The following is a 22,781-nucleotide window of genomic DNA, read 5'->3' as shown; positions in this document are numbered from 1 at the left end:
AAGATGAGGTTGTGGAACCTTGAATGTTCTAGTTGATAATAAATGGCTCATCTTAGTAATCCTCGAGGTGCTTGCATGGGCTTCAATCTTTTTCCTGCTATATGCTAGGTACAGCTTAAAATCAGACTTCTGGTTCAAGGTTGCCGCAGTTTTAGTTGCCATTACGGGTGTAATTCCCCAAGTACTGATGGGCATCGTTAATTTCATTTTCACAAGAAAAGTGGATCTATTTACCCTGATCATATTGTTGTTGATTTTGTACGGTTTTACTATTGGAAAAAAACATGTGAAAAAGCTGGATGCCTGGGCACAGGTGAAATTTTCAAATAAGGGATCTTCTAACTAATAAATATGGGGAATTCTTCGTGGTACTTTAAGTTATCTTGATGGATTGCACCCTTCGGTAGTTACATCCCTTTTGGAAAATAACAAGGATCACTTGGATACACTCTCACTTTAATGCCTATGACCTACTGTTACTAGAAGGTCATAGGCATTAACTTCTTAACTGCGATGGTGGACTCATTTAGTACACTCCTCGTATACGTGCGAGAACTGCCTATAGGTGTGACAAAATTTGCTTACTGTGAAAAGGGAGGAATCATTATTAAATAGAGTACTTCATTTAACAATGAATAAATTATTCTAGTTTTCTATCGGTTTCCTTTTCAAGGACAATTCCAAGATTACTTTTTTTCCTCATTAAAGTGGATATCCCAATTTCTAACTTGTTTGCACATTCTTTTAAAGTTGGGGATGTCTTAATTGCATCTGAAATATAATTTCTTTCAAAAATGGCAACTGCTTCTTTTAAGGGAAGATTTGGCTCAATTTGATCTAAGCTCCTAAAATGTGTTTGGTGATGAATACACTGATCCTGTATAGATTGGGGAAGGTGATCCAATGTAATGATCTTTGTTTCACTCATATGGTACATTCGTTCTACAACATTGTTTAACTCACGTACATTTCCTGGCCAATGATAGGCAAGAAGCCATTCTAGGACATTTTTTTCAATATGCTTTTTTTCCTTATATTTTTTTTCTAGATTATTAAAAAAATAAAGAGTCAGTGCAATGATATCCTCCTTTCTCTCTCGAAGAGGAGGTATTGTTATAGATAAAACATTTAAACGATAGTACAGGTCTTTTCTAAATTCATTACGCTCAATCATCGATTGTAGATCAAGATTAGTAGCTGCAATCACTCGCATATCTATATGCTGTGTTTTAGTGCCGCCAATTTTTCTAATTTTTTTATCCTGTAAAACGTTTAATATTTTAACTTGTAATTCATATGGCATATCTCCAATTTCATCAAGAAAAATGGTTCCTCCTTTAGCCAATTCAAACAGTCCTACCTTAGTGTTACCTGCCCCAGTAAAAGCTCCCTTTTCATGTCCAAAAAGTTCTGACTCTAGCAAATGTGCTGGAATAGCACCGCAATTTACTCTCACAAAGTCTCCGGTTCTTTGGCTCATTTTATGGATGTATTGAGCAATGACGTCTTTTCCGACTCCTGATTCACCCAATAGTAAGATGGGCGATTCGTTTTTTGCAATCCTAAAAGCCAGTGAAATTAAGTTTTTCATTTTTTTACTTTGATAAACAAGATTAGAATCAAAAAGAAGCTGTTCATTTTGATATAAAAGTCTTTGATATTCGTTATTTCTTCGGTTTGCTTCTTCAAGTTTTTCTTGCAAATTTTTTAATTCTGTTATGTCTCTTACATTTGATACTACACAAAAAATTTCATTATTCTCATCAAAAACAGGTGTGGAAGACACGATCGCCTTTTTACCATTGAAATAGTCAATGACCATGTTATATTTTCTTTTGTTTTTTAATGTTTGGTAGGCACAAGTGTTGGGAATAATATTTTTTTTCACCAATTCTTTAAGAGTGTGACTATAATACTGTTCTTTAGAAATGTTAGTTATTTCAATTAATGCATCATTAATTAGCAATGTATTGCCGTTCTTATCACATACATAAATACCATCCTGTGACATTGCTATTGTGGATTCGAGCAATTTAACCATGCTTGAATATTCCTTACTATGTTCTAAGTTTATATTCATCTAACTAGTCACCTTCCTTTATTAAAAATTATATTAATATCAATCTGTTATTTCAAATATTATGAATTATCAGATATGGGAGTATATCAAAAATGAGATGCCCAAAAGTGAGATACAAAAAGTAAATACAACTCCTTTTTACAGAAAAATAGCTTAAAAGCTTTATTTATTTTGGCGCGTTTTTTGCATTAATAAGGATAAGCAGGTGTATAGTAAGGCTTTTCCGGTAAGGCAGAAAAAATCAAGGGCAAATACGGTCTATAAATACTGAATATATCCATAATAATGATCATTGGAGTTTGGGCACTAAACTTGCAACAAAAAAGGTGAGTACTATGCAAAGGGAATGGGGGGAATTTCATTGGATGTAGGTTTTATTACAAGAAAAATGGCAAATGATTTAAATCCATTGAATCAAAGAAAAATAGCCATACGGGAAGAAACGGGAAAATCATGGACGTATTCGGATCTGCACCATATATCAAACGCTTATGCCAATAAGCTTAGCGAACTAGGGGTACGAAAAGGAGACCGTGTTGGTATTTTGCTCTATAACTGTCTCGAATATTTCGGACTCTATTTTGCTGCTGCAAAAATTGGAGCTATTGCCGTAAGGCTTAATTTTCGGCTTTCAAGTGCCGAGCTCGAATATGCATTAAATGATTCGCAGACGAAAATATTATGCTTTCATTCAAATTTATCCCAAAAGCTGGAATCAGTACTTCATCAAATATCTGTTGAGCATTATATTTGTCTCGAAAATAGTAAAAAAGTGATTCCGAGTTGGTCAGCGCCTTGGAGTATTTTAGAAAGCGGTTCAGCAGATGAAGTCAAGGTCAATCACATAAAGCTAAACGATCCAGTTATGCTGATGTATACATCAGGGACAACCGGCAGACCTAAAGCTGCAATTTGGACCCATGATACAACATACTGGTTTTCAGCTATACAGGCATTAAAATGGAAGTTTACTGGGGAAGAAATTGGGATGACTACTGGACCTCTCTATCATGTTGGAGCGATGGAAGATATTGCACTTCCCATCTTGATGATGGGCGGATCTGTCATCATTACTAAAAGCCACGGCTTCGAGATTGGAAGAATTCTTTCTGTAATTGAACGCGAAAATGTAACTGATTGCTTTTTATTCCCATTTATGATTTATGAGATGCTAAATAATCCTGAGCTGGATAAATATCAGCTAAAGTCGTTAAAAACGATTTATTCCGGCGGTGACCCGTTAATGCCATGGGCACTTGAACAGTTAAAAATGAAGTATCCACATCTTGGGGTTGTTCAAGTTTACGGTTTAACTGAAGGTCAGCCCATTGCGGCTGCGCTTGATTCAGAGGATGCTTTTACGAAAGGCCATACAGTTGGAAAGCCAATGCCTCTTACAGAGATTAATATTATTGATGATAATGGAATGTCTCTTCCTATTGGAGAAATTGGAGAAATTGCCATTAAAAGTCCGGGCGTTTCAGAAGGGTATTGGAGGAAGCCGGATGCAACAATGGAAACATTTGTGGATGGCTGGTGTAAAACAGGAGATTTGGGAGTATTCGATCAAGATGGTTATCTATCAATTGTAGGCAGAAAAAAGGACATGATTCGAAGTGGCGGTGAGAACATTTATGCAGCAGAGATTGAAGATGTAATATATCGTCATCAGGATGTGAAGGAAGTTTCTATAATTGGTATTCCTGACCCGAAATATATAGAAGCTGTATGCGCTGTTATTATTAAGAAAGAAGGGTCAAATCTGACAGAAGAGGATGTTATTGATTTCTGTAAACAACACTTGGCTAGCTATAAAAAGCCTAGAGAAGTAAGATTTGTTGATGAAATACCTCGTACTCCATCCGGAAAGGTGCAAAAGTATATTTTACGAAATCAGTTTAGCTAAGTGAATTAAATAACCCTTCTCTTTAAAGTATTTACCATCTTAATGGCAGTTAAATTCTTTCTAATCAGAAAGTTGAGGAGAAATCCAATGAATAAAGTTCAAGTAGTTTCGTGGTCAAAGCAGAGCCAAATCGCAAAAATTGTGATTGATAATCCGCCTGTAAACGTACTTAGTGCTGGCGTTTTAGAACAATTGAATTTTGTGATTGATGAAATTGAATGCGATTCTGAAATTACAGCCGTGATTATTACTGGTGAAGGCGATAAAGCTTTTGTAGCTGGAGGAGATATTAAGGGATTCCCGGAATGGATGGGAAAAGGAATGGAGGAAGCGAAGCAAAAGTCACTTTGGCTTCAGGAAACACTTAACAAAATTGAAAGTTTGTCACGGCCAACGATTGTCGCCTTAAACGGAGTGGCATTAGGCGGAGGATGTGAACTGGCTTTATGCTGTGATATTCGAATAGCAGAAGAACAAATTATGATTGGTCTACCCGAAATAAAATTAGGTTTATTCCCAGGTGCTGGGGGCACACAAAGGCTTCCGCGTCTAGTTGGCAAAGCGAAAGCAAAAGAAATGATCTTCACTGGTGAGCCTTTAACTGCAGAAGAAGCCAAAGAAATTGGGCTAGTCAATCACGTCGTTCCTAGAGGGAAATCTTTTGAAAAGGCGCTGGAACTCGCAAAGTCTATTAGTAGCTTTTCTTTACCTGCTCTTACTTTTGCTAAACGTTCTATTGACATTGGCTGCGAACAACCGCTTCATGAAGGTTTAGTTACGGAAGCTGAATATTTTGGTCATGTATTTCAAACGAACGATGTAAAAGAAGGCGTTGAAGCCTTTATCCAAAAGAGGGAACCTAAATTTACCAATAAGTAAACTAAAATATATTGATTTGTTGTCGAAGAGCAACTGAATGTGGCGGTATTATCCAAACTGCAACCTATGCCAATATCTCGTACGGCTATGGCTTATATGGTGAGGTAATGCAAAATGGAAATATTTCGCTCATGCGAATTTTGCCACTTGCTTTTATTGACTGTGACGAGGATGCCATCAAGGATTTATGTTTGTTTTAAATGGGGAAAGAGTCAGTCATGATACAATGGAGAAAATATCGTCGTAAACTGAAGGAACAAAAGTTGAAACAATTGCCATGACTAATGATGTTGTCTGCTGCAGATTCCAAAAATAAAAAGATTGATCATGAAATTTTAATGGAATTGGAGGATATCGGAGAATGCATTAATTCCATTAAATATTGAGTGCGCTGCTTTTAAAAAGACAGTGCACTTTTTAATATAAAGAATTGTTTTAAATAGGAGGCTATTATGAAAAAGGATATATACGTTGTTGGTGCGGTAATCATTGATAATGGCAAGATTCTGTGTGCTCAAAGGGGGAACGATAAAATCCTGCCTAATAAATGGGAATTTCCCGGTGGAAAGATCGAAGACAATGAAACACCGCAAGAAGCATAAATACGTGAAATTAAAGAAGAAATGCAATGCCAAATTGAAATTAGTGAGCAAATCGATCATACCGTTTATGAGTATGATTTTGGTATTGTTCATTTAACAACATTCGCCTGCGAGTTGAAGGAAGGAGAGCCATGGCTCACTGAACATAAGGAAATTAGGTGGGCCAAGCCTAAAGAACTAAATACTTTGGATTGGGCGCCAGCTGACATCCCGACGGTAGAAAAATTAGAAAAAATGAATTTAAGTAATGAATAACAGCTATCTTGTCGTTTGAATAAAATTTTGATTATCCAAGATTTTCCCAACGAAAAATTAAATTGCAGAGTTTTTGCCAAAGGATTACAATGAGGGTAATTGGAAATGACTGGATAGACTATAACTTAAAGCATAAGTGAGGAACAGTCCGTGCTTAAACAAGGAATCTATGAAGAAATCATAAATCATAAGTTGAAGGACGAGCTAGCAAAGCTTGACTCAAGTGCCTTTAATATTGGAAAAGAAGCAATCGACGTAGAGGAAGCAAGGAAGCTATTATCCTCTTACATTTCGTTAGTGACAAGAAAAGCATTGAAGTTTGTTCGTGATCAGGAGAGTGATGATAAGCAAGCTTTAATTAACCAAATTAAAACCTGTAATGAGATTATCACAACTTTGAGTAAGCAGCTTGATGAGGATGAATTCAGATAGCTTCGGATTGAAGAGGATGGCGAAGTTCTTACCTCTATTTATTCACGTATGAATTCAATTAGAAGCTTACAGAATGAAGAGGTGATCAGGCCTGTTACTCCACTATCTCAAAGCTCGCTGTTCACAGGTTCGAGTTATGAGCCGAATATGCTTGGTGAGCTGAAGAAGGAGATACTTACGGCTGATTCTATCGACATGCTCGTTTCTTTTATTAAATGGAGTGGACTCCGATGTATTATCGAAGAACTGCGGACGTTTACAGCAAATCCAAATAATTAGCTCCGGGTAATTACTACTTCATACATGGAGGCAACGGATTATAAGGCCATTCAAGAGGTGAGTGCCCTACCAAATACGGAGATTAAGATTTCCTATGATGTGGAGCGCACGAGGCTTCATGCAAAAGCCTATCTTTTTAATAGAGAAACAGGCTTCAGCACAGCATATATTGGATCTTCTAATCTCTCGAACCCAGCACTCACATCCGGCCTAGAGTGGAATATTAAGGTGACGGAAAAGGATTCCTTTGATATCGTTCGAAAATTTGAGGCTACTTTTGAAAGCTATTGGAATGATCATGAATTTAAAATGTATCAGCCGGAGTCGATACAAGACCAAGAACTGTTAAAGCGTGCATTATCTAAGAGCAAGGTTAAAGAGGATCAGGAGAGTTATTTCATATTTGATATTCAACCCTATTTTTATCAAAAAGAAATCTTAGAAAAGCTGCAGGTAGAGCGTGAGGTTTTCGGCCGTATGAAAAACCTACTTGTTGCTGCGACAGGTGTTGGAAAAACAGTCATCTCCGCATTCGATTACAAACGGTTTAAGCTGAAGAATAAATCTGCGAAATTATTATTTGTTGCACATCGAGAGGAAATCTTAAAGCAAAGTCTCGACACGTTTCGGGCCATTTTAAAAGATCCGAATTTTGGAGATATGTTAGTCGGCAACAGCCAGCCAACCTCGCTTGAACACTTATTCGTAAGTATTCAAAGCTTTAATAGTAAAAGATTACATGAAACAACAACACCTGATTTCTATGATTTTATTATCGTGGATGAATTTCACCACGCAGCAGCAGATTCTTATCAAAAATTATTAGCTCATTATCAGCCGACCATTCTTCTTGGGTTAACTGCAACTCCAGAACGGATGGATGGCAAGGATATTCTAACTCATTTTGATGACAAAATTTCTGCAGAAATGAGGTTAACCGAGGCGATCAATCGAAAGCTATTAAGTCCGTTCCAATACTTTTGTGTAAGTGATTCGGTCGATCTTTCAAAATTGAAATGGAGTCGGAAAGGATACGAAATTAAGGAATTAGAAAATGTCTACACACACAACGATCACAGAAGCAGTCAGATCGTCAAAAGCATTTATAAATATGTTACCGATATCGATCAAGTGAAAGGGCTTGGCTTCTGTGTTTCGATTGAGCACGCCAAATATATGGCAGCATTTTTTGAAAAAGTAGGAATTCCTTCTATCGCTCTTTATGGAAATGTAGATTGAAAGACTAGAAGAGAAGCTCAAGCTAGACTTGTCCAAGGAGAAATCAAATTCATTTTTGTTGTGGACCTTTATAATGAAGGGATCGATATTCCAGAAGTGAATACGATTCTATTTTTGCGACCAACTGAAAGCTTAACCGTCTTTCTGCAGCAATTAGGACGTGGTCTGCGGCTCTCCGAAGGCAAGGAATGCTTGACAGTACTAGACTACGTGGGACAAGCACATCAAAACTATCCATTTGAAGAAAAGTTCCGGGCCTTGCTTGGAAAAACAAAACATTCCGTTCGCCATTATGTTGAAAATGGATTCTTCCATTTACCGAAAGGATGCTTTGTTCAGTTAGAAAAACAGGCGAAGGAATATATATTGAGGAATATTAAATCTACCTCACACACTCGTGCTAACTTAGTTGCCAAGATAAAATATTTTGAAGAAGATGCAGGCATGTCATTAACCCTAGCAAACTTCCTAAACTTTCACCATCTTACTATTTATGATCTTTACGGTAAAAGTGGAGATCGAAGCTTTAAAAGGATGCTCGTGGAAGCAGGGCTAGCAGAAGACTTTCAAAGTGAATTAGAGAAAACGTTCATGAAAAGGCTGCCTAATTTGTTTCACTTTAATTCGCCAAAGCTTCTACAATTCTTACTGACTTATATTGGAAATCAAGTAGTTCAAAATGAAGAAGATCGACTAATGGAAGCCATATTCTATTATTCGTTTTACAAGGCTCATCCCGCTAAAGAAGGTTTTCGCACAATGCAGGAGGGGATTAGACAATTTCTGTCTGTCCCCGAAATGAAGGAAGAAATACAAGAGATACTATCCTATCTTTACCAATCATTAGAGACTATGGAATTGGATCATGATTTAAATTTCCCATGTCCATTAGGTGTTCATAGCCGCTACAATACCTCACAAGTGCTTGCTTCACTAGGCTATTATAACGAAACAAGCAGTCCGGCATATCGTGAAGGGGTTAAATATTTTGAGGATAAACAGCTGGATATCTTTTTCATCACATTAAATAAATCCGAAAAAGACTTTTCTCCATCAACACTGTACGACGATTATGCAATAAACGAACGTTTATTGCATTGGCAAACGCAAAGCCAGGTCGGTGAAGGAAGTAAAACAGCAGAGCGGTACATCCATCACAAAAAGCATAATCACAAAATTGCCCTATTCGTACGCGAATATAAAAAGGAGAATGGCTATACATCACCGTTTGTCTTCTTGGGAACAGCCGATTACGTAAGTCATAGCGGTAATAAACCAATGAGCTTTATCTGGCGGTTGAAAGAGGAAATGCCATCGTATTTGGTACCGAGGGCGAATAAGAATGTACTTTAAAAATAGATTGTAGGCATAATACAGAGGCAGCCCCCTGGCCAAAGAAAATTATTCGGCTAAGGGACTGTCTTCATTATTTTTATTTAAAAAGGAAAGAATTATAAAAGGTGAACCATTTACGAACTTGGAAAAACCTAAATTATACTCTTACCAATGATGAAAAACACCCAAAGCACAAAATCGAAAAGAGCATATGAACACAAAACACTTACAGAGTATCAAGATGAAGATATCGCATATTATCTTATCGGTTCTATGGCTGCGGTCAATTATAGTCATTTAGAAGAACCAGAGAAAGCAAAAATACTGGAGGTGCTTAAAATGGCAAAACCATTCGATGAACTTTATAGGAAATTTGAATTAATTGGAGAGGAAAGAGGGAGAAAAGAAGGGAAAGAAGAAGGAAGACATGAGGGACGGAAGGAAGAAAGAGTGGAAATTGCCAAAAAGCTCTTTAAGAAGGGTACGAATGTAGGGGTCATTGCAGAGATAACGGGATTAACGGAACATGAAATTCGTGAATTAATCAAACAATAATGGTTAAAAACGGGAAACAGAAATCCAGCGCTAAATATAATAAAGATCCTATTAAAAGGGTTATAAATAGGATGTAGAGAATAAATATTTAATATGAGCTTGGTTCCTATTGAACAATAGTTAACCAAGCTCTCATTTTTTGAAAAATATATCACTTTAAAATGCTCGGTAAAAACATCGTAATCTCCTCGATATAAGTAACTAATAAAAGTGTGATTAGTGAAAGTAGAATAAACGGAATAACCCCAGAAATAATTCTAGCTACAGGTACTTTGGAAATCCCCGAGGCTACAAAAAGATTTAGGCCGAACGGAGGTGTAAACATTCCAATAGCTCCGTTTAGAATCATAATCACACCTAAATGTACTGGATTTATGCCGAAATGAAGAGCTATAGGTAAAAATAGTGGAGCTAAGATAATTGTAAAAGAAGCTGAATCGATAAACATTCCCGCCACTAGCATAATTAGATTCATCATCAACAATATGGCAATCTTTGAATCACTAATAGAAACCATTAATTCCGCTAAACCTTGTGGCACCTGGAACCTTGTTAATAACCAAGCAAAGATCGAAGCAGAAGCCAGAAGTATCATAATTTGTGCGGTTCCTACTCCTGATTCGATAGATGCACGCATTAACCCTTTAAAATCAAGTTCTTTATATACGAATAGAGAAATAAAAATGGCATAAATGGATGCAACGGCAGCAGATTCGGTTGGTGTAAAAATTCCACCGTAAATGCCAACGACTATAACTACAGGAATACCTAGAGCCCATATTGCATTCTTAAATGCCGAAAATAATTCGTTTTTCGAGGCTGTTTCGTTAACTGGAATTTGATTTTTCCTAGCATAGTAGTAACTATAAACGATAAAAATTAATCCGTAGAGGATTCCGGGCAAAATTCCTGCGATAAATAGATCTCCTACAGATGTCCCAGTTACCGCCCCATATACAATTAACCCAATACTCGGAGGAATAATAACGGCAACTGCAGAAGTTGAAGTAATCAGCCCAGTTGAGAACTTCTCATGATAACCAGCTTTCATTAGGGCTGGTAGCATTAATCCGCCAATTGCTACCACCGTAGCTGGGCTAGACCCAGAAACTGCTCCAAAAAACATACTTGCAACGACAACAGAAATAGCAAGTCCACCTCGTAGATGCCCAACAAGTGCATTAGCAAGCCTTAATATGCGTGCAGATATCCCTCCAGTTTGCATAACATTAGCTGCAAGTATGAAAAAGGGGATGGCCATAAGGGAGAATTTATCAATTCCTGCATACATTCTTTGGGGAATGACTTCCATTGGCAGGGTAGTAAAAAAGTAGAGTGCTATGACGGATGCAAGTGATAATGCAATATAGATAGGGGCACTAGTCAAAAGTAAAACGAATAAGACAACAAAGAGAGTAACAATCATAATAGTTTCCCCTTTTTACGTACCATATTCCATAACTGAGCCCCATAATTAATGGCCATTAAAATTCCGCTAAATGGCATGACCCCATAGATCATATAAATAGGCACCCCAATTGTAGAGCTAACTTGACCAGTTTCAGCTACTTTTAAAGTAATCGTAAGTGATAATACAACAAAGATAATTGAAAAAATGACGCAGATGACAAGAACAATGGAACTCATGAAACGAGCCCCTTTTTCAGAAAGCATTGACAATAAGGAATCTATACCCAAGTGAGCACCTTTATAAATACAGACGCTAGCACCGATAAAAGTGATCCAAACTATACCGTAGCGAGTAAATTCTTCAGCCCATTCGATAGATGATCCAAAAAGGTATCTCAGAATTACGTTTATAAATAGAATGAGAGCAATAATTAATAATCCCACTCCAATAAACCATTCTTGAATTTTCTTTCCCCATTCTGATAGTGAGGCCAAATTTATCATCTCCTTTTATGCGAAGGAGGGATGATGGATAGATATCCAACACCCCTTATTTGTATTAGTTCCCTATTGAAGAATGTACCTTATCTAATAAATCTGATCCGAATTCAGCTTTATATAATTCATGAACTGACTTAGTTGCATCTCTAAGTTCGGCTTTACTAACTTCTGATAATTCAATAACCTCAGTACCGTGTTTTTTTATTTCCTCTAAGTATTGAGATTCCTCTTTTTGTACTTCAGCCCTTTGCCACGCTGCTAACTCTTTACCAGTCTCTTCTAAAATTTGTTGCAATTCATTAGGTAAGGAATCAAACCAAGCCTGACTAAACATCAAAACATGGCCTAAATATCCATGACCGCTTAGAATCACATAATCCTGAACCTCATAGAATTTCATGTTCTTAATTGTTACAAGTGGATTTTCTTGTCCATCCACTACACCTTGCTGGAGAGAATTGTATAGTTCCGTAAAGTCTATTGGAGTGGGGTTAGCCCCTAACTTTTTAAATTGCTCCATAATAATTGGACTTTCCATTGTACGAAACTTTAGTCCGTTAAAATCTTTTAACCCTTCTATTTTAGAATTAGCGGTAAAATGTTTAAAACCATCCTCATAGAATGCAACACCTTTAACCTTTTGTGCGGTAAGCTTTCCTAGCAGTTCTTTCCCAACATCTCCATCCATGAGCTCATAGGCTTTCTCTCGACTTGGAAATAAGAATGGAAGATCAAAAAGCTGCAATTCAGGGACAAATCCGCTAATCCTCGCAGTAGGTAAAAGAGCTACTTGCTGAGTGCCAATTTGTAATCCTTCAAACTGTTCTCGTGCACTCCCAAGTTGATCGGAAGGAAAAATATTAACAACCAATTTCCCATCAGATTTTTCCTCCACCATCTCCTTAAACTTTAATGCCGATTGATGGTGTGGGGTTTCTGGCATAAATCCATGGCCAAAGCTAACTTCGATTACATCAGAGCTTTTAGGTGTATCAGATGTTGGAGTATCTACTTTTGCTGGCTCAGCAGCGGGTCTTCCGCAGCCTATAAGGAGAATACTGGCACAGAGAAACAATAAAAAATACTTGCTTGTTTTCTTTAACAAACAAACACCCCCTTGTTTACTTACCAAATGGTATTATAGTAATAGGGAATATATGACAGTAATTCAAAAATTTACACAAGGTTGATTAATAAAATTCTATGAAAAATAATTACTAAGAAAGATTGAATACTAAGTGAATCTTAATGAAGCAATCATTTTAGCCCTAAATAGTTTAGGAGGAGAAGGAACTATCGAAAAGGTGGCAAATTGGGTAGAAAAAGAATATCCAAATAGATGGAAAGATATTGGAACAGCATTGGCGGATATGGTACCTGAATCCCTAGGTGGAAATTCTACTTCTAATACAAAAGAGGAGTTTAGGATTCTAGAAAAAGTTTCACGTGGGAGATTTAGGTTAATTAGAAATAATGTAAACAATCATTAATAGTATGTCTTCTAAAATCTATTAACCATATGATATGATTTTCCTATAAACCTACAAGCTCTCAATTATTCATGTTTAAGAAGAGTTGATGGCAATAAATAATTTTATGCAAAAGATTTAATTTATGTAAATAGAATATTTAAGAAATTTTTTTTAAGTCTTAGTTGGGAATTGGAGGAGAAGGTTGAAGCAAAGCAAAGACGTACTGAGGTTATTATGTGCGTTCTAAGTAGAGATAATAATTGAAATTGATAGAACTTAAAAATAGAAAACAAAAATAGTTGGTGGAAAAATGATTAAAGAAGTCCGAAGTTGGTCAAAACCTCAAGTATCAAATTTAATAGCAAGAAAAAAGGTAGATTGGTCTATTTTTGAATATGGAACTCAAATACCATTTGAGTTTCATCAGGATTTTGCTATTGCGAATGCTAACCATTATTTAAATATTGGTGAAAAAGTTTCAATAGAATTAATTATTAATGAGCAAATATATAAAGTCAATTTGATAAATTTTAAGCGTAAAGATTCGAATACAGGATCACTACAACTCCGATATGATCAGAATAGTTCTTTAAAAGAATTATTAAAGGGAGTTTTTGATACAAGTTATCAATATTTAAGCGAAAATCGTGAAGAAAAGTCAAAAAAACCAGTACATACTCCTGAAGAAATGTCGGAGTATATTGACTTTTATCAGACCGAAAACCCATTTATATATAAAGTAAAGCTTTTATCAAAACAGAAACAGCTGTCCAGACCATCATTTTGGTGGGTGAATCAGGGTCAAACCTATAAACAAGAAAAAAGTGGTAGTTATCTATGGGCTCCCCAAAAATCTAAACAAGGAATACCTCTTCCACATCATGTAAGACTTTTGGAACCTGTAATAGGGGATATTGTATTCTGTTATTCCGCAAGGGAGCTAAGGTCCATCGGGGTTGTAAAGAATACTGCTGTTAAAGCACCAAAACCAATAGCAATTACTAGTGATGCTTGGCAAGAAGATGGATATTTGTTGGCATTGTCATATTTTCAATTAGAACCAACCATTAGAAAAGAAGAAATCCCTGAGGAGTGGAGATTAAAGGAAAGCGGTCCTTTCGATGTAAATGGGGATCTTAAACAAGGGTATTTCTTTGGATTGACTGAGGAATTTGCAAAGAATTTATACAAATTATTTAATTATAGATTTCCCTCGGAGGTTAGGTTGAAATTGGAAGAATATGAAACAAGTAAAGAGCAGAAAAATATTAAAGAAATTCCCCAAACATATTTATCCAATAAGAAGCTTATCGATCACATCTATGGTTACATAAGATCCAAAGGCTTTTTCTTCAAAAAAGAAGAGGTTATAAACCTTTTCCTTTCTTTAAAAACCAAACCGTTTGTAATACTTTCTGGTATATCGGGTACAGGTAAAACTAAAATGGTTCAATGGTTTGCTGAAAGTTTGGGTGCAACTGAGGAAAACGGTCAATTCGCCTTGATTCCTATCCGTCCAGACTGGAATGATGGTTCAGATTTACTTGGGTATGTTGATATAAAAGGAGAGTTTAGAGAAGGACCTCTGACGAAGGTGATCAAAAGGGCGCTGGACCATCCTAAATTGCCTCATTTTGTATTATTGGATGAAATGAATTTGGCTAGAGTGGAATATTATTTTAGTGATATTCTTTCCGTGATGGAAAGTCGAAAGTGGAAGGAAGGCAAGATCGTTTCTACGTATTTATTAACCGAAGAGACGGCGGGTGTGAATCTAAAGCTACCGAATAACCTTTATGTCATTGGGACCGTTAATATGGACGAGACAACACATCCTTTTAGTAAAAAGGTTTTGGATCGAGCGAATACAATTGAATTTAACCGAGTTGACCTTGGAAATCTTACCTTTTTACATGAACTTGAGCAAGTGGAACCTGTTGTTGTAGGACAAGCTTCCTTAGCGGCAAAGTATCTTCATTTAAAAGACGTTTATCGGCAGAAGCAAGATTTAGTGGAAAGGGTAACTCTTGAACTAGTAAAAATGAATGAATTACTTCAGTTGATAAATGCTCATTTCGGTTATCGCGTTCGTGATGAAATCTGTTTTTACATGGCTTATGCAGAAGAAAATGATTTAATGAAGTTCGATGAAGCACTAGATCATTGTATTCTGCAAAAAATCTTGCCGCGAATTTCTGGCAGTGATTCTCGGGTGGATGAATTACTAAGGAAATTGTTTCAACTCTTTACCAATAAACAGTATGAGGATAGTGTTGACATAGCTGATCTTGATTTATCAGGTACTACATTGTATCCTCAAAGCACAAAAAAGGTAGCGGAAATGCTAAGGAGGTTGGAGGATGGCTTCACTTCCTTCTGGATCTCGTGAGGATGTTGAATTAGTACAGATTGAAACAGCGAATCTTTCGCTAATCCTTAAGGGAAAACCGTACCATGAACGGTACGAGGGATTAAAACAATACCGCAGCATGGATTTTCACGATATCATGAAATTTTCTTATGATGGTGACGATGTTCAAGAGGTAAAAGTTTATGATATTAATCAGAATAAACTTGTAAATCCAAAAGACCTAAGACCAATCTTCTTTGAAAATGGGATGTACCAGCTGATCGTGGTTCCTAAAGAAGAGCAGGATTTATCCTTTTATCATGAGCATCCGCTATTAAGACAAGCAATCTCGTCTGTGAAAATTGGCGGACAAGCAGTATTGATGGGAAACCTTCAATTCCAAAATGAAGTTGGTTTTACTACTTTTGAAATACGAAGAGAAGGTGAGCCTATTTTAGAAGTGACACTTGAAGTTTTTCCATCAAAGCTGGATTATAAAAACGATTATAATAGGTTATTAGATGAAGTCAATGATGAGATATACAATCTAGCTTACCATTTTATTCGGAAAACCTATTTAGGAGCTCGTTTAAAACTTGAGGGTAAACCTTCAAGATCTGAGTTCTTTCGCTTAATAAGTGAACATTTTCACCATTTTCTTCAAGCGATTATCCGGATTGAACAGCAGCCTCATCATAAGCTGCATAGCACTTACGAAAAGGCTAGAGGAGATCAATTAAGAAAGCTTGATTCGACCAGCAGAAGTTATTTACGGAAACGCTCAAATGTATTTGTAGAGGTAGAAAGAGGTATCCCAGTTTATAGCAAATGTCTGATGCCGATGGAAGGATTGCGAATTAAGAAGGAACTTACATATGATACTCTTGAAAATAGATACGTGAAATGGATGATGGAAAGATTAATTCATAAGCTTCAAGATTTATTAGAATCTGTTAACTATTCCATGAAACGATCTTTAAAAGAACCAGATCAAGATTTAGTTGAGAAAATTGAAAAGATGATTTATCAATTTCAACTACGTTTGAAAAATCCTTTTTGGAATACGATCGGGATGCTTGACCGTTCGATAATGAGCCTTGTCCTTCAAATGGCCCCTGGGTACAGAGATGCTTTTCAAATATTTCTAACGGTTTCAAAAGGATTAATTCTACAGGGGAAAATCTATAAAATGTCCGTAAAAGATGTGGCTGTTTTATACGAGTATTGGACATTTCTTAAGCTTGGACAAATACTTGGGCGAAAGTACACGCTTATGAGTCAGGACATTATTCAAGTCAACAGAGATGGCTTATATATAAATTTAGTGGCTAATAAAAAAGCGACTAGGGTGTATAAACATCCAATTACGAATGAGAAAATTGTATTGACTTATCAGAAATATGAAGGGCCAATGCCAACTGTTTCACAGAGACCTGATACAATGCTTAGTATTAAGAAGAAGGGGAAGGATTATAGCTATAAATTTATTTTTGATGCAAAATATCGAATAGACTACGCACAGGAAGATAGTTACTATCGAAAACAATATCAAAGTCCTGGACCAATGGAGGACGATATCAACACTATGCACAGGTATAGGGATTCCATCGTATCTTCCAATGATGGTCCTTATGCACGAACTGCCTTTGGAGCCTATGTATTGTTTCCTTGGTATGATGAACAAACATATCAGAATCATCAATTCTATAACAGCATTGAAAAAGTAAACATTGGTGGAATACCATTTCTACCGAATGCGACTACTCTAGTCGAGCGATTTGTGGAAAATTTAATCGATAAAAGTCCAGAGGAAATCCAAAAGGAAGGGATTCTCCCACGAGGAACCTTGGAGGATTGGAAATCAAATATGCATGAATTTGTTTTTGTGGGACTTGTATCAAATCGTGAAGACTTTGATCGTTTTGTCAGAGATAGATGTTATTTAATACCTGTTGAAAATCTGAAAAAAGGCTGGCAGAAAGCCAAATATGTCGCATTGTACGTAAAAAAAGGAATTGAGAGAGAAAACGGTGTGTTGATTTACGGTAAGGTAGAGGAAATTAATCCAATCAGAATTAATGAGTTGGAACTAATAATGTTAAAGGTTGATTTCTGGATCAATCTTAATCCTGTTATTAAGCCTGTAAATTACGGTATTTCGAATTACATAATGACGACATTTAATCAATTAAAAGAATCTAGAGAACTCCCTGAATTATTTATGAAGTCCAAGGAAGAATTAACTTTATGGCGTATGCTTAGAAGGGTGTCTGATCAAATAAAGCTAGACTTAGATGAGATAAATATTGATCAAGCAACGCGAGTGAAGGAGTATAAGATAAAAGATATAAGTGTAAAAATGGACTTAGACGAAAGAGAAATTGTTTTTGTTAAGGCTACTGTTAGAAAGGTAGTATTAATTGATGAATTAGAGAAAAATCCAGCGGGAGTATTTAGAATTTTAAAGTCATTAGTGTAAAAATTAGTAACTAATAAGTACCAGGATTAGCATCTAATGGTGAGTTCTGGTACTTTTTGTTGGTCCAATTTGTTGAATCTAGTAAAATAGTAGGGGAGATTCGAAAACAAATTAAAGGTAAGCCGTCTTTATCTGGTATTATTTGGTTAAATTTGTAACTGGCCAACTCAGCAGTTTAATGTAAGAGGAGGTGTCCTTAATTGAAGCTTATAACAGTAGTATTCATTTTTACAATATTGCCGGGGGTTTTAACTATATTAAGTTACTTTATTCCCTCATTAGCATACCCTCTTAAGATCATAGTCCCCTTATCCATAACCGTACTTTATTTTATTGGGCTAGCAATATTTTTACAAATCAAACTTAACAAGGAACAATCTAATAGTGGTACCTTAAATTATGAATTAGATAAATTAAACCATGAAAAAGTCCGCCTAGATAATAAAATAGTAAATTATGATAAGTTTGTACATAAAAGAGAGCTATTTATTAATCACGATTTAGTGGAATTAGGTACATTGATAACTGAGTACGAAGGGTATGTAAAAAACTCCTACAGAGGACAAAAACACCAAGAAATGAGAGATGAAGCAGGAAGTGTAAAAAAGAGAACCATAGAAATTATTAATAAAGAAAAGAGGGAATTTGATGAGCAGTTATATAACGTTCAAAGTTATAAAGATAATTGATGAATATAGTCTAGTGATTAACGGAGGAATTAATGATGATATTTCTTTAGGGGATAATATTGAGATATTTTTAGAAGGTGATGAAATAATAGACCCATTTAATGAAGATGAAAAGCTTGGAACACTAGATTTTATAAAAGAAAAATTAGAAGTTACAGAAATATATTCAAATTTTGCGGTGTGTAAAAAGATAATAACAGAAAAAATATTTCATCCATCTGCAATGCAAAGAGCCTTTAGTAGTATTGCTACCAACGGTTTGGGTGGAACTACGGAAACAAGGACTATAGTAGAAAAAATTAATGTTGATAAGTCCGAAATCACTGGTAGAAAAACCGGAGAGAAAGTTATTAAGATTGGTGATTTAGCAAGGATTGCTCTCAGTGAATAAAGAACCTCCAATGTAAAAAAGTCAGTTTTTATGCTATCAAGTTAATGATGTTGGAAAACCGCATAATGACAAAACTCAGTATTAGATCCGCCGTGACTGTCTTGATAAGTGGAGCAACCAAGTTAGACTTCTAATTACTTTGAGGCCGAGGAGCTGGATTCCGGCGAGATGTCACATGTGTCTATCAGGATTTCCCAGATTTCTTTGGCTTTTTCTTGCCGCTAGCCGGGATCACGACCGTTAAGCAGGTACGCGACAGTTTTTTCGATATCCGGGTACGAGCCGGTTGAACAGGCTCTAGTCGAGCTATTGAAAGGCAACCCACAATAGGGTACGGACGAACGGCACCACGAGATCAACCACTTCATGGAGCGGCTGATCTTTTGCTCCTTTGCAGAGAACACCGGAATTCTCAGCGGGAAAAATCTGTTCAGTGACACTATGGAGCAGATGAGCGCGCGTATGCCTCGAATATGCATGAAGTGATCAGTGAAATCTTCCGCGCTATGAACACGAAAATTCTTGACTGCTTGAAAGCAAAATTACCACGCTGGGCCAATGCGTTCCCTTACGTGAACGGCAACTCTTCTCAGACAGTGTAGATTGTTCCAAGAGGTTCAGCAAGATCGCGCGCTTTTACCTGCTGCACATCGGTAATCTGGACTGGACTAATTCTAGTAAATTAACTTTATAATCAATAATTAACTTTATGGGTGGCCTAAAAAAGTTATTCTTAGTCCAATATTTGTAAAATTCCCCCTCCTTTTGTAGTATAATGTAAGAAAACCTCAGATTGTGAGTGGGTAGAGTGGCTTTTACAATTCCTGAATCGATTCGTTCGACTGCAACGGCCGGTGAGAGGCTGCTATTTCGAACGTTGAAGACATATTTGCCTGATGACTATATTGTGTATTATGAGCCTGAGATACATGGGAAGCGGCCGGATTTTGTGATTATTGGCCCTGATCTCGGGTTATTAGTATTGGAAGTAAAAGATTATACAAAGAATACATTGTTTCAAATAAATCAAGATGAATGGACCCTGATTACTTCTTCAGGGGAACAGACGAAAACGAAAAGTCCATTAAAGCAAGCTCGCGAGAATACGTTCCATATCGTAGATGCATTGAAGAAAGATCGAACTCTGGTTCAACTAGAAGGGAAGTATCAATTCCAGCTAAAGTTCCCTTATGGGTTTGGGACGGTGTTCACTCGGCTTTATCAGAAAGACTTTATTGAAAACGGGCTGTATTCAGTGGTTGAGCCGTCCCTTTGTTTAACCCGGGATGAGATTGATCCAGACAAGGAAGCTTTTTCAGAAGAAAATTTATTTGATAAAATCTGTAATATGTTCATTGTCCCTTATCGTTTACGCACCCCATTAGGGAAGGAAGAACTGGATGCAATCCGCTACCACTTATTTCCGGAGGTACGTATTAGTGCTGAGTTTAGGCAACCAGTTCCATACCAAGACCAGTTGCTTTTGTCATTGCATGATATTAAGGCAATGGACCTTCATCAAGAAATGCTGGCAAAGCAAATTGGGGATAAAAATCGTCTGATTCGCGGAGTGGCTGGAAGCGGAAAAACATTGATACTTGCCAGTCGGGCAAAGATGCTGGCAAAGGATCATCCGGATTGGAAGATTTTAATATTATGCTATAATATTTCTCTTGCCCGAAGTATTGAGCAAATGATTCATCATATGATGAATGAGCCTGATAACCTATTTGATTTTGATTTTTCAGCGGTAGAACAAGAAGTACACTCAAAAATACATAATATAGAAGTCCGTAATTTCCACGCATGGCTAAAGAATGATTTAAGGATCACAGAGGATGCTATCCCATCCATGATTGAAAAACTTGAAATCGGGCAAGCTATTTTACCGATGTATGATGCTATATTAATAGATGAGGGCCAGGACTTCCAAGGAGATTGGTTTGGTCTTGTTAGTCAATTGCTGAATCCAGATACAAAATCCCTCTTATTGGTTGAGGATAGGGCACAAACCATATACAAGCGGAAACGCAGTTATGTGCAGGACACGGGGCTGAGCTTTCAAGGAAGATCTAAGGTATTAAGCATTAATTATCGTAACACAGCTCAGATTGTGAAATTTGCTTGGGATTTTTATCAAAAGCATTCTGCTCTTAAAAATAAGGTCGTTAGTAAGGAGTACGAAGGGGAAGTCATTGCACCTCAAAGTACTAGAAGAAAAGGTGTAGAACCAGCCATTGTTAAAACTGACAGTTTTTTTAAAGAGGCAAAAATTGTTGTACGGCAAATTCAAAAGCTGCATGAGCAATACAAAGTTCCTTTTTCTGAAATGCTGATTCTTTATCGGGTGAAAAAGACATACCAGATGAATTACATCGATGTGTTAAAGCGAGCCCTTGATCAGGAGGGTATTAGGTATTACTGGCTAACTGAAAATAGTGAGACCAAGCGGAGGTTTGAACGAGAAGAAGATTCCGTGAAAATTAGCACAATTGACAGCAGCAAAGGCTTAGATTTTCAGGCAGTTTTTATTGTGAATATAGATAACATGCCGTTTGCTTTAGAAGATGATAAAGAGCGGGAAGCATCTTTGTTATATATTGGAATGACAAGGGCGAAAGAATACCTTTGCCTATCCTATTCCGGAGAATCGGAGTATACGAAATATTTTGATGATATTAATATGGAACGACAGGCTGTTAAGAAGTCCGGAGAAAAGACTAGTTAGTATGAATATTCCTTCTGTTGTAAAGGGGAGGGGCGTGGTGAAAATGGATCGGAATGAATTAATTAATCGATTAAATCAATTATCGATTTGGAAAAAAGGAGATCAACGTGCTCCACATAAACCTCTCTTGATTTTGTATGCAATTGGGGATTTGCAAAAAGAGAGTCACCGTCTTATCCCATATAATAAAGCGAGAGAAAAATTAAAGGAGCTATTAGTAGAATTTGGTCCTCTTAGAAGTTCTTATCATCCGGAACAGCCATTTGTGAGATTAGTAAATGATGGTATTTGGGACCTCTCAGAGCCAATAAATACAAGTAAATTCACGAATAAACAACTAATCGATAATCAAATTTCTGCAGGCTTTAAAACAGAGATATATAATCTATTAAAAAATGATATACAGTTACAAAGGGAAGTGGCTGAAACAGTCCTTTATGCTCACTTCCCGGAAACCTTGCATGAAGACATTCTTGATGCTATTGGGCTAGATTTTACGATTGGGAAAAAAAGCAGTCGAGATCCTAAGTTCAGAGAACGAGTGCTCAAAGCTTATGAATACCGGTGTGCAGTTTGTGGTTTCAATGTACGATTAGGGAATCAATTAGTGGGGATAGAGGCAGCTCATATTAAGTGGCACCAGGCTGGCGGACCAGATACAGAAGAGAATGGTATTGCACTTTGTTCTTTGCATCATAAGCTATTCGATCGTGGTATTTTTACAATAAACCACGAAAGAAAATTCCTAGTCTCCGAATATGCAAATGGCGGTGATGGTTTTGACGAATGGGTCATGAAATATCATGGGCAATCAGTACACAATCCTGTTCAACATTACTATGTTCCGAATGATTCATTTATTGGATGGCATGTCAGAGAGGTCTTTAAAGGGCCATCACGGTATGTAGTCAATTGAGATTACATTTCACATTTATGTAAAAGGATCTTATTTCCAGCTTGCCTGATAATATTAAATCCTTTACTGGAATGCTTAAATCCCCTGGAATCCTAACCAGGGGATTTTTTTGAAGGCTAAGCTTTTTTTAAAACACCATTTTTTACTAGATTAATTAGTGTCCCCTTATTCCCATACCTTTGATAGGCGTAAGCGTCAAACTATACCCACATTTTAACGGAAAATATATTATGAGATAATCTCCTCATAAATGATTCGGAGGAGGATCTCTTTGGAAAAAACA

At 36.6% G+C, this 22,781-nt stretch carries 17 protein-coding genes and 2 pseudogenes; 15 read left to right on the top strand and 4 right to left on the bottom strand.

What is annotated here, in order from left to right:
- Positions 1 to 19: 19 nt before the first annotated feature.
- Positions 20 to 346, top strand: coding sequence for a hypothetical protein (locus AR328_RS19425; RefSeq protein WP_066300282.1), 327 nt, complete (start codon positions 20 to 22; stop codon positions 344 to 346).
- Between the two features lie 294 nt (positions 347 to 640).
- On the opposite strand, the gene AR328_RS19420 is transcribed toward AR328_RS19425, so the two are convergent.
- Complete coding sequence (locus AR328_RS19420; protein ID WP_066300279.1) at positions 641 to 2,080, bottom strand: sigma-54 interaction domain-containing protein; 1,440 nt, start codon at positions 2,078 to 2,080, stop codon at positions 641 to 643.
- A gap of 361 nt (positions 2,081 to 2,441) precedes the next feature.
- On the opposite strand from AR328_RS19420, the gene AR328_RS19415 reads away from it, so the two are divergent.
- The 5 genes and pseudogenes from AR328_RS19415 to AR328_RS22700 all read left to right on the top strand — a co-directional run bounded on the left by AR328_RS19415 (position 2,442) and on the right by AR328_RS22700 (position 9,562).
- The gene (locus tag AR328_RS19415) at positions 2,442 to 3,986 is read left to right on the top strand and encodes an acyl-CoA synthetase (RefSeq protein ID WP_066300276.1); all 1,545 of its coding nucleotides are present in this window, start codon (positions 2,442 to 2,444) and stop codon (positions 3,984 to 3,986) included.
- An 87-nt stretch (positions 3,987 to 4,073) separates the two neighbouring features.
- Complete coding sequence (locus tag AR328_RS19410) at positions 4,074 to 4,865, top strand: enoyl-CoA hydratase (RefSeq protein ID WP_066300270.1); 792 nt, start codon at positions 4,074 to 4,076, stop codon at positions 4,863 to 4,865.
- 452 nt (positions 4,866 to 5,317) lie between these two features.
- Positions 5,318 to 5,722: pseudogene (locus AR328_RS19405) on the top strand ((deoxy)nucleoside triphosphate pyrophosphohydrolase).
- Between the two features lie 150 nt (positions 5,723 to 5,872).
- Positions 5,873 to 9,025, top strand: a pseudogene (locus AR328_RS19400) (DUF3427 domain-containing protein).
- Between the two features lie 321 nt (positions 9,026 to 9,346).
- Positions 9,347 to 9,562 (top strand): hypothetical protein, encoded by a 216-nt coding sequence (locus AR328_RS22700; protein ID WP_156422752.1) that lies wholly within the window; start codon positions 9,347 to 9,349, stop codon positions 9,560 to 9,562.
- A 151-nt stretch (positions 9,563 to 9,713) separates the two neighbouring features.
- Here AR328_RS22700 and AR328_RS19390 read toward each other — a convergent pair whose 3' ends face one another.
- The 3 genes from AR328_RS19390 to AR328_RS19380 form a co-directional block, all read right to left on the bottom strand.
- Positions 9,714 to 10,988: a TRAP transporter large permease gene (locus AR328_RS19390; protein ID WP_066300262.1), complete on the bottom strand. Its 1,275-nt coding sequence runs from the start codon at positions 10,986 to 10,988 to the stop codon at positions 9,714 to 9,716.
- Entirely contained in the window at positions 10,985 to 11,467 is a 483-nt protein-coding gene (locus AR328_RS19385; protein WP_066300260.1) for a TRAP transporter small permease, read from the bottom strand. The genes AR328_RS19390 and AR328_RS19385 overlap by 4 nt, the downstream gene beginning before the upstream one ends.
- Before the next feature lie 64 nt (positions 11,468 to 11,531).
- Positions 11,532 to 12,578, bottom strand: coding sequence for a TRAP transporter substrate-binding protein (locus tag AR328_RS19380; RefSeq protein WP_066300258.1), 1,047 nt, complete (start codon positions 12,576 to 12,578; stop codon positions 11,532 to 11,534).
- A 133-nt stretch (positions 12,579 to 12,711) separates the two neighbouring features.
- Between AR328_RS19380 and AR328_RS19375 the strand changes: the two genes are divergently transcribed.
- The 9 genes from AR328_RS19375 to AR328_RS19345 all read left to right on the top strand — a co-directional run bounded on the left by AR328_RS19375 (position 12,712) and on the right by AR328_RS19345 (position 22,498).
- Entirely contained in the window at positions 12,712 to 12,963 is a 252-nt protein-coding gene (locus AR328_RS19375; protein ID WP_066300257.1) for a hypothetical protein, read from the top strand.
- 292 nt (positions 12,964 to 13,255) lie between these two features.
- The gene (locus AR328_RS19370) at positions 13,256 to 15,334 is read left to right on the top strand and encodes an McrB family protein (RefSeq protein ID WP_066300255.1); all 2,079 of its coding nucleotides are present in this window, start codon (positions 13,256 to 13,258) and stop codon (positions 15,332 to 15,334) included.
- Positions 15,306 to 17,774 carry a restriction endonuclease-like protein gene (locus AR328_RS19365; RefSeq protein WP_066300245.1) on the top strand — a complete coding sequence of 823 codons (2,469 nt, stop codon included), beginning with the start codon at positions 15,306 to 15,308 and terminating at the stop codon, positions 17,772 to 17,774. Before AR328_RS19370 ends, AR328_RS19365 begins: the two co-directional genes overlap by 29 nt.
- 200 nt (positions 17,775 to 17,974) lie before the next feature.
- Positions 17,975 to 18,463, top strand: a complete 489-nt coding sequence (locus AR328_RS19360) for a hypothetical protein (protein ID WP_066300242.1) — start codon at positions 17,975 to 17,977, stop codon at positions 18,461 to 18,463.
- Positions 18,423 to 18,854 carry a hypothetical protein gene (locus tag AR328_RS19355; RefSeq protein WP_066300235.1) on the top strand — a complete coding sequence of 144 codons (432 nt, stop codon included), beginning with the start codon at positions 18,423 to 18,425 and terminating at the stop codon, positions 18,852 to 18,854. Before AR328_RS19360 ends, AR328_RS19355 begins: the two co-directional genes overlap by 41 nt.
- A gap of 354 nt (positions 18,855 to 19,208) precedes the next feature.
- Positions 19,209 to 19,340, top strand: a complete 132-nt coding sequence (locus AR328_RS23585; protein ID WP_442854468.1) for a type IIL restriction-modification enzyme MmeI — start codon at positions 19,209 to 19,211, stop codon at positions 19,338 to 19,340.
- Positions 19,328 to 19,456, top strand: a complete 129-nt coding sequence (locus tag AR328_RS23580) for a type IIL restriction-modification enzyme MmeI (RefSeq protein ID WP_442854467.1) — start codon at positions 19,328 to 19,330, stop codon at positions 19,454 to 19,456. The genes AR328_RS23585 and AR328_RS23580 overlap by 13 nt, the downstream gene beginning before the upstream one ends.
- Positions 19,457 to 19,662: 206 nt before the next feature.
- Positions 19,663 to 21,582, top strand: coding sequence for a 3'-5' exonuclease (locus AR328_RS19350; protein ID WP_066300228.1), 1,920 nt, complete (start codon positions 19,663 to 19,665; stop codon positions 21,580 to 21,582).
- A 43-nt stretch (positions 21,583 to 21,625) separates the two neighbouring features.
- Positions 21,626 to 22,498 (top strand): phosphorothioated DNA-binding restriction endonuclease, encoded by an 873-nt coding sequence (locus AR328_RS19345; RefSeq protein ID WP_066300458.1) that lies wholly within the window; start codon positions 21,626 to 21,628, stop codon positions 22,496 to 22,498.
- Positions 22,499 to 22,781 lie beyond the last annotated feature (283 nt).

This window comes from Bacillus sp. FJAT-29937 (assembly GCF_001509555.1).
Classification (GTDB): Bacteria; Bacillota; Bacilli; order Bacillales; family Cytobacillaceae; genus Cytobacillus.
This window is presented reverse-complemented; position numbering and strand designations above follow the sequence as displayed.

Bases quoted from the DNA above. Each gene is read 5' to 3' on its own strand.
- AR328_RS19370 (WP_066300255.1), top strand. From the start codon at position 13,256: ATGATTAAAGAAGTCCGAAGTTGGTCAAAACCTCAAGTATCAAATTTA.
- AR328_RS19420 (WP_066300279.1), bottom strand. From the start codon at position 2,080: ATGAATATAAACTTAGAACATAGTAAGGAATATTCAAGCATGGTTAAA.
- AR328_RS23580 (WP_442854467.1), top strand. From the start codon at position 19,328: ATGCATGAAGTGATCAGTGAAATCTTCCGCGCTATGAACACGAAAATT.
- AR328_RS19355 (WP_066300235.1), top strand. From the start codon at position 18,423: ATGAGCAGTTATATAACGTTCAAAGTTATAAAGATAATTGATGAATAT.
- AR328_RS22700 (WP_156422752.1), top strand. From the start codon at position 9,347: ATGGCAAAACCATTCGATGAACTTTATAGGAAATTTGAATTAATTGGA.
- AR328_RS19345 (WP_066300458.1), top strand. From the start codon at position 21,626: ATGGATCGGAATGAATTAATTAATCGATTAAATCAATTATCGATTTGG.
- AR328_RS19365 (WP_066300245.1), top strand. From the start codon at position 15,306: ATGGCTTCACTTCCTTCTGGATCTCGTGAGGATGTTGAATTAGTACAG.
- AR328_RS19390 (WP_066300262.1), bottom strand. From the start codon at position 10,988: ATGATTGTTACTCTCTTTGTTGTCTTATTCGTTTTACTTTTGACTAGT.
- AR328_RS19410 (WP_066300270.1), top strand. From the start codon at position 4,074: ATGAATAAAGTTCAAGTAGTTTCGTGGTCAAAGCAGAGCCAAATCGCA.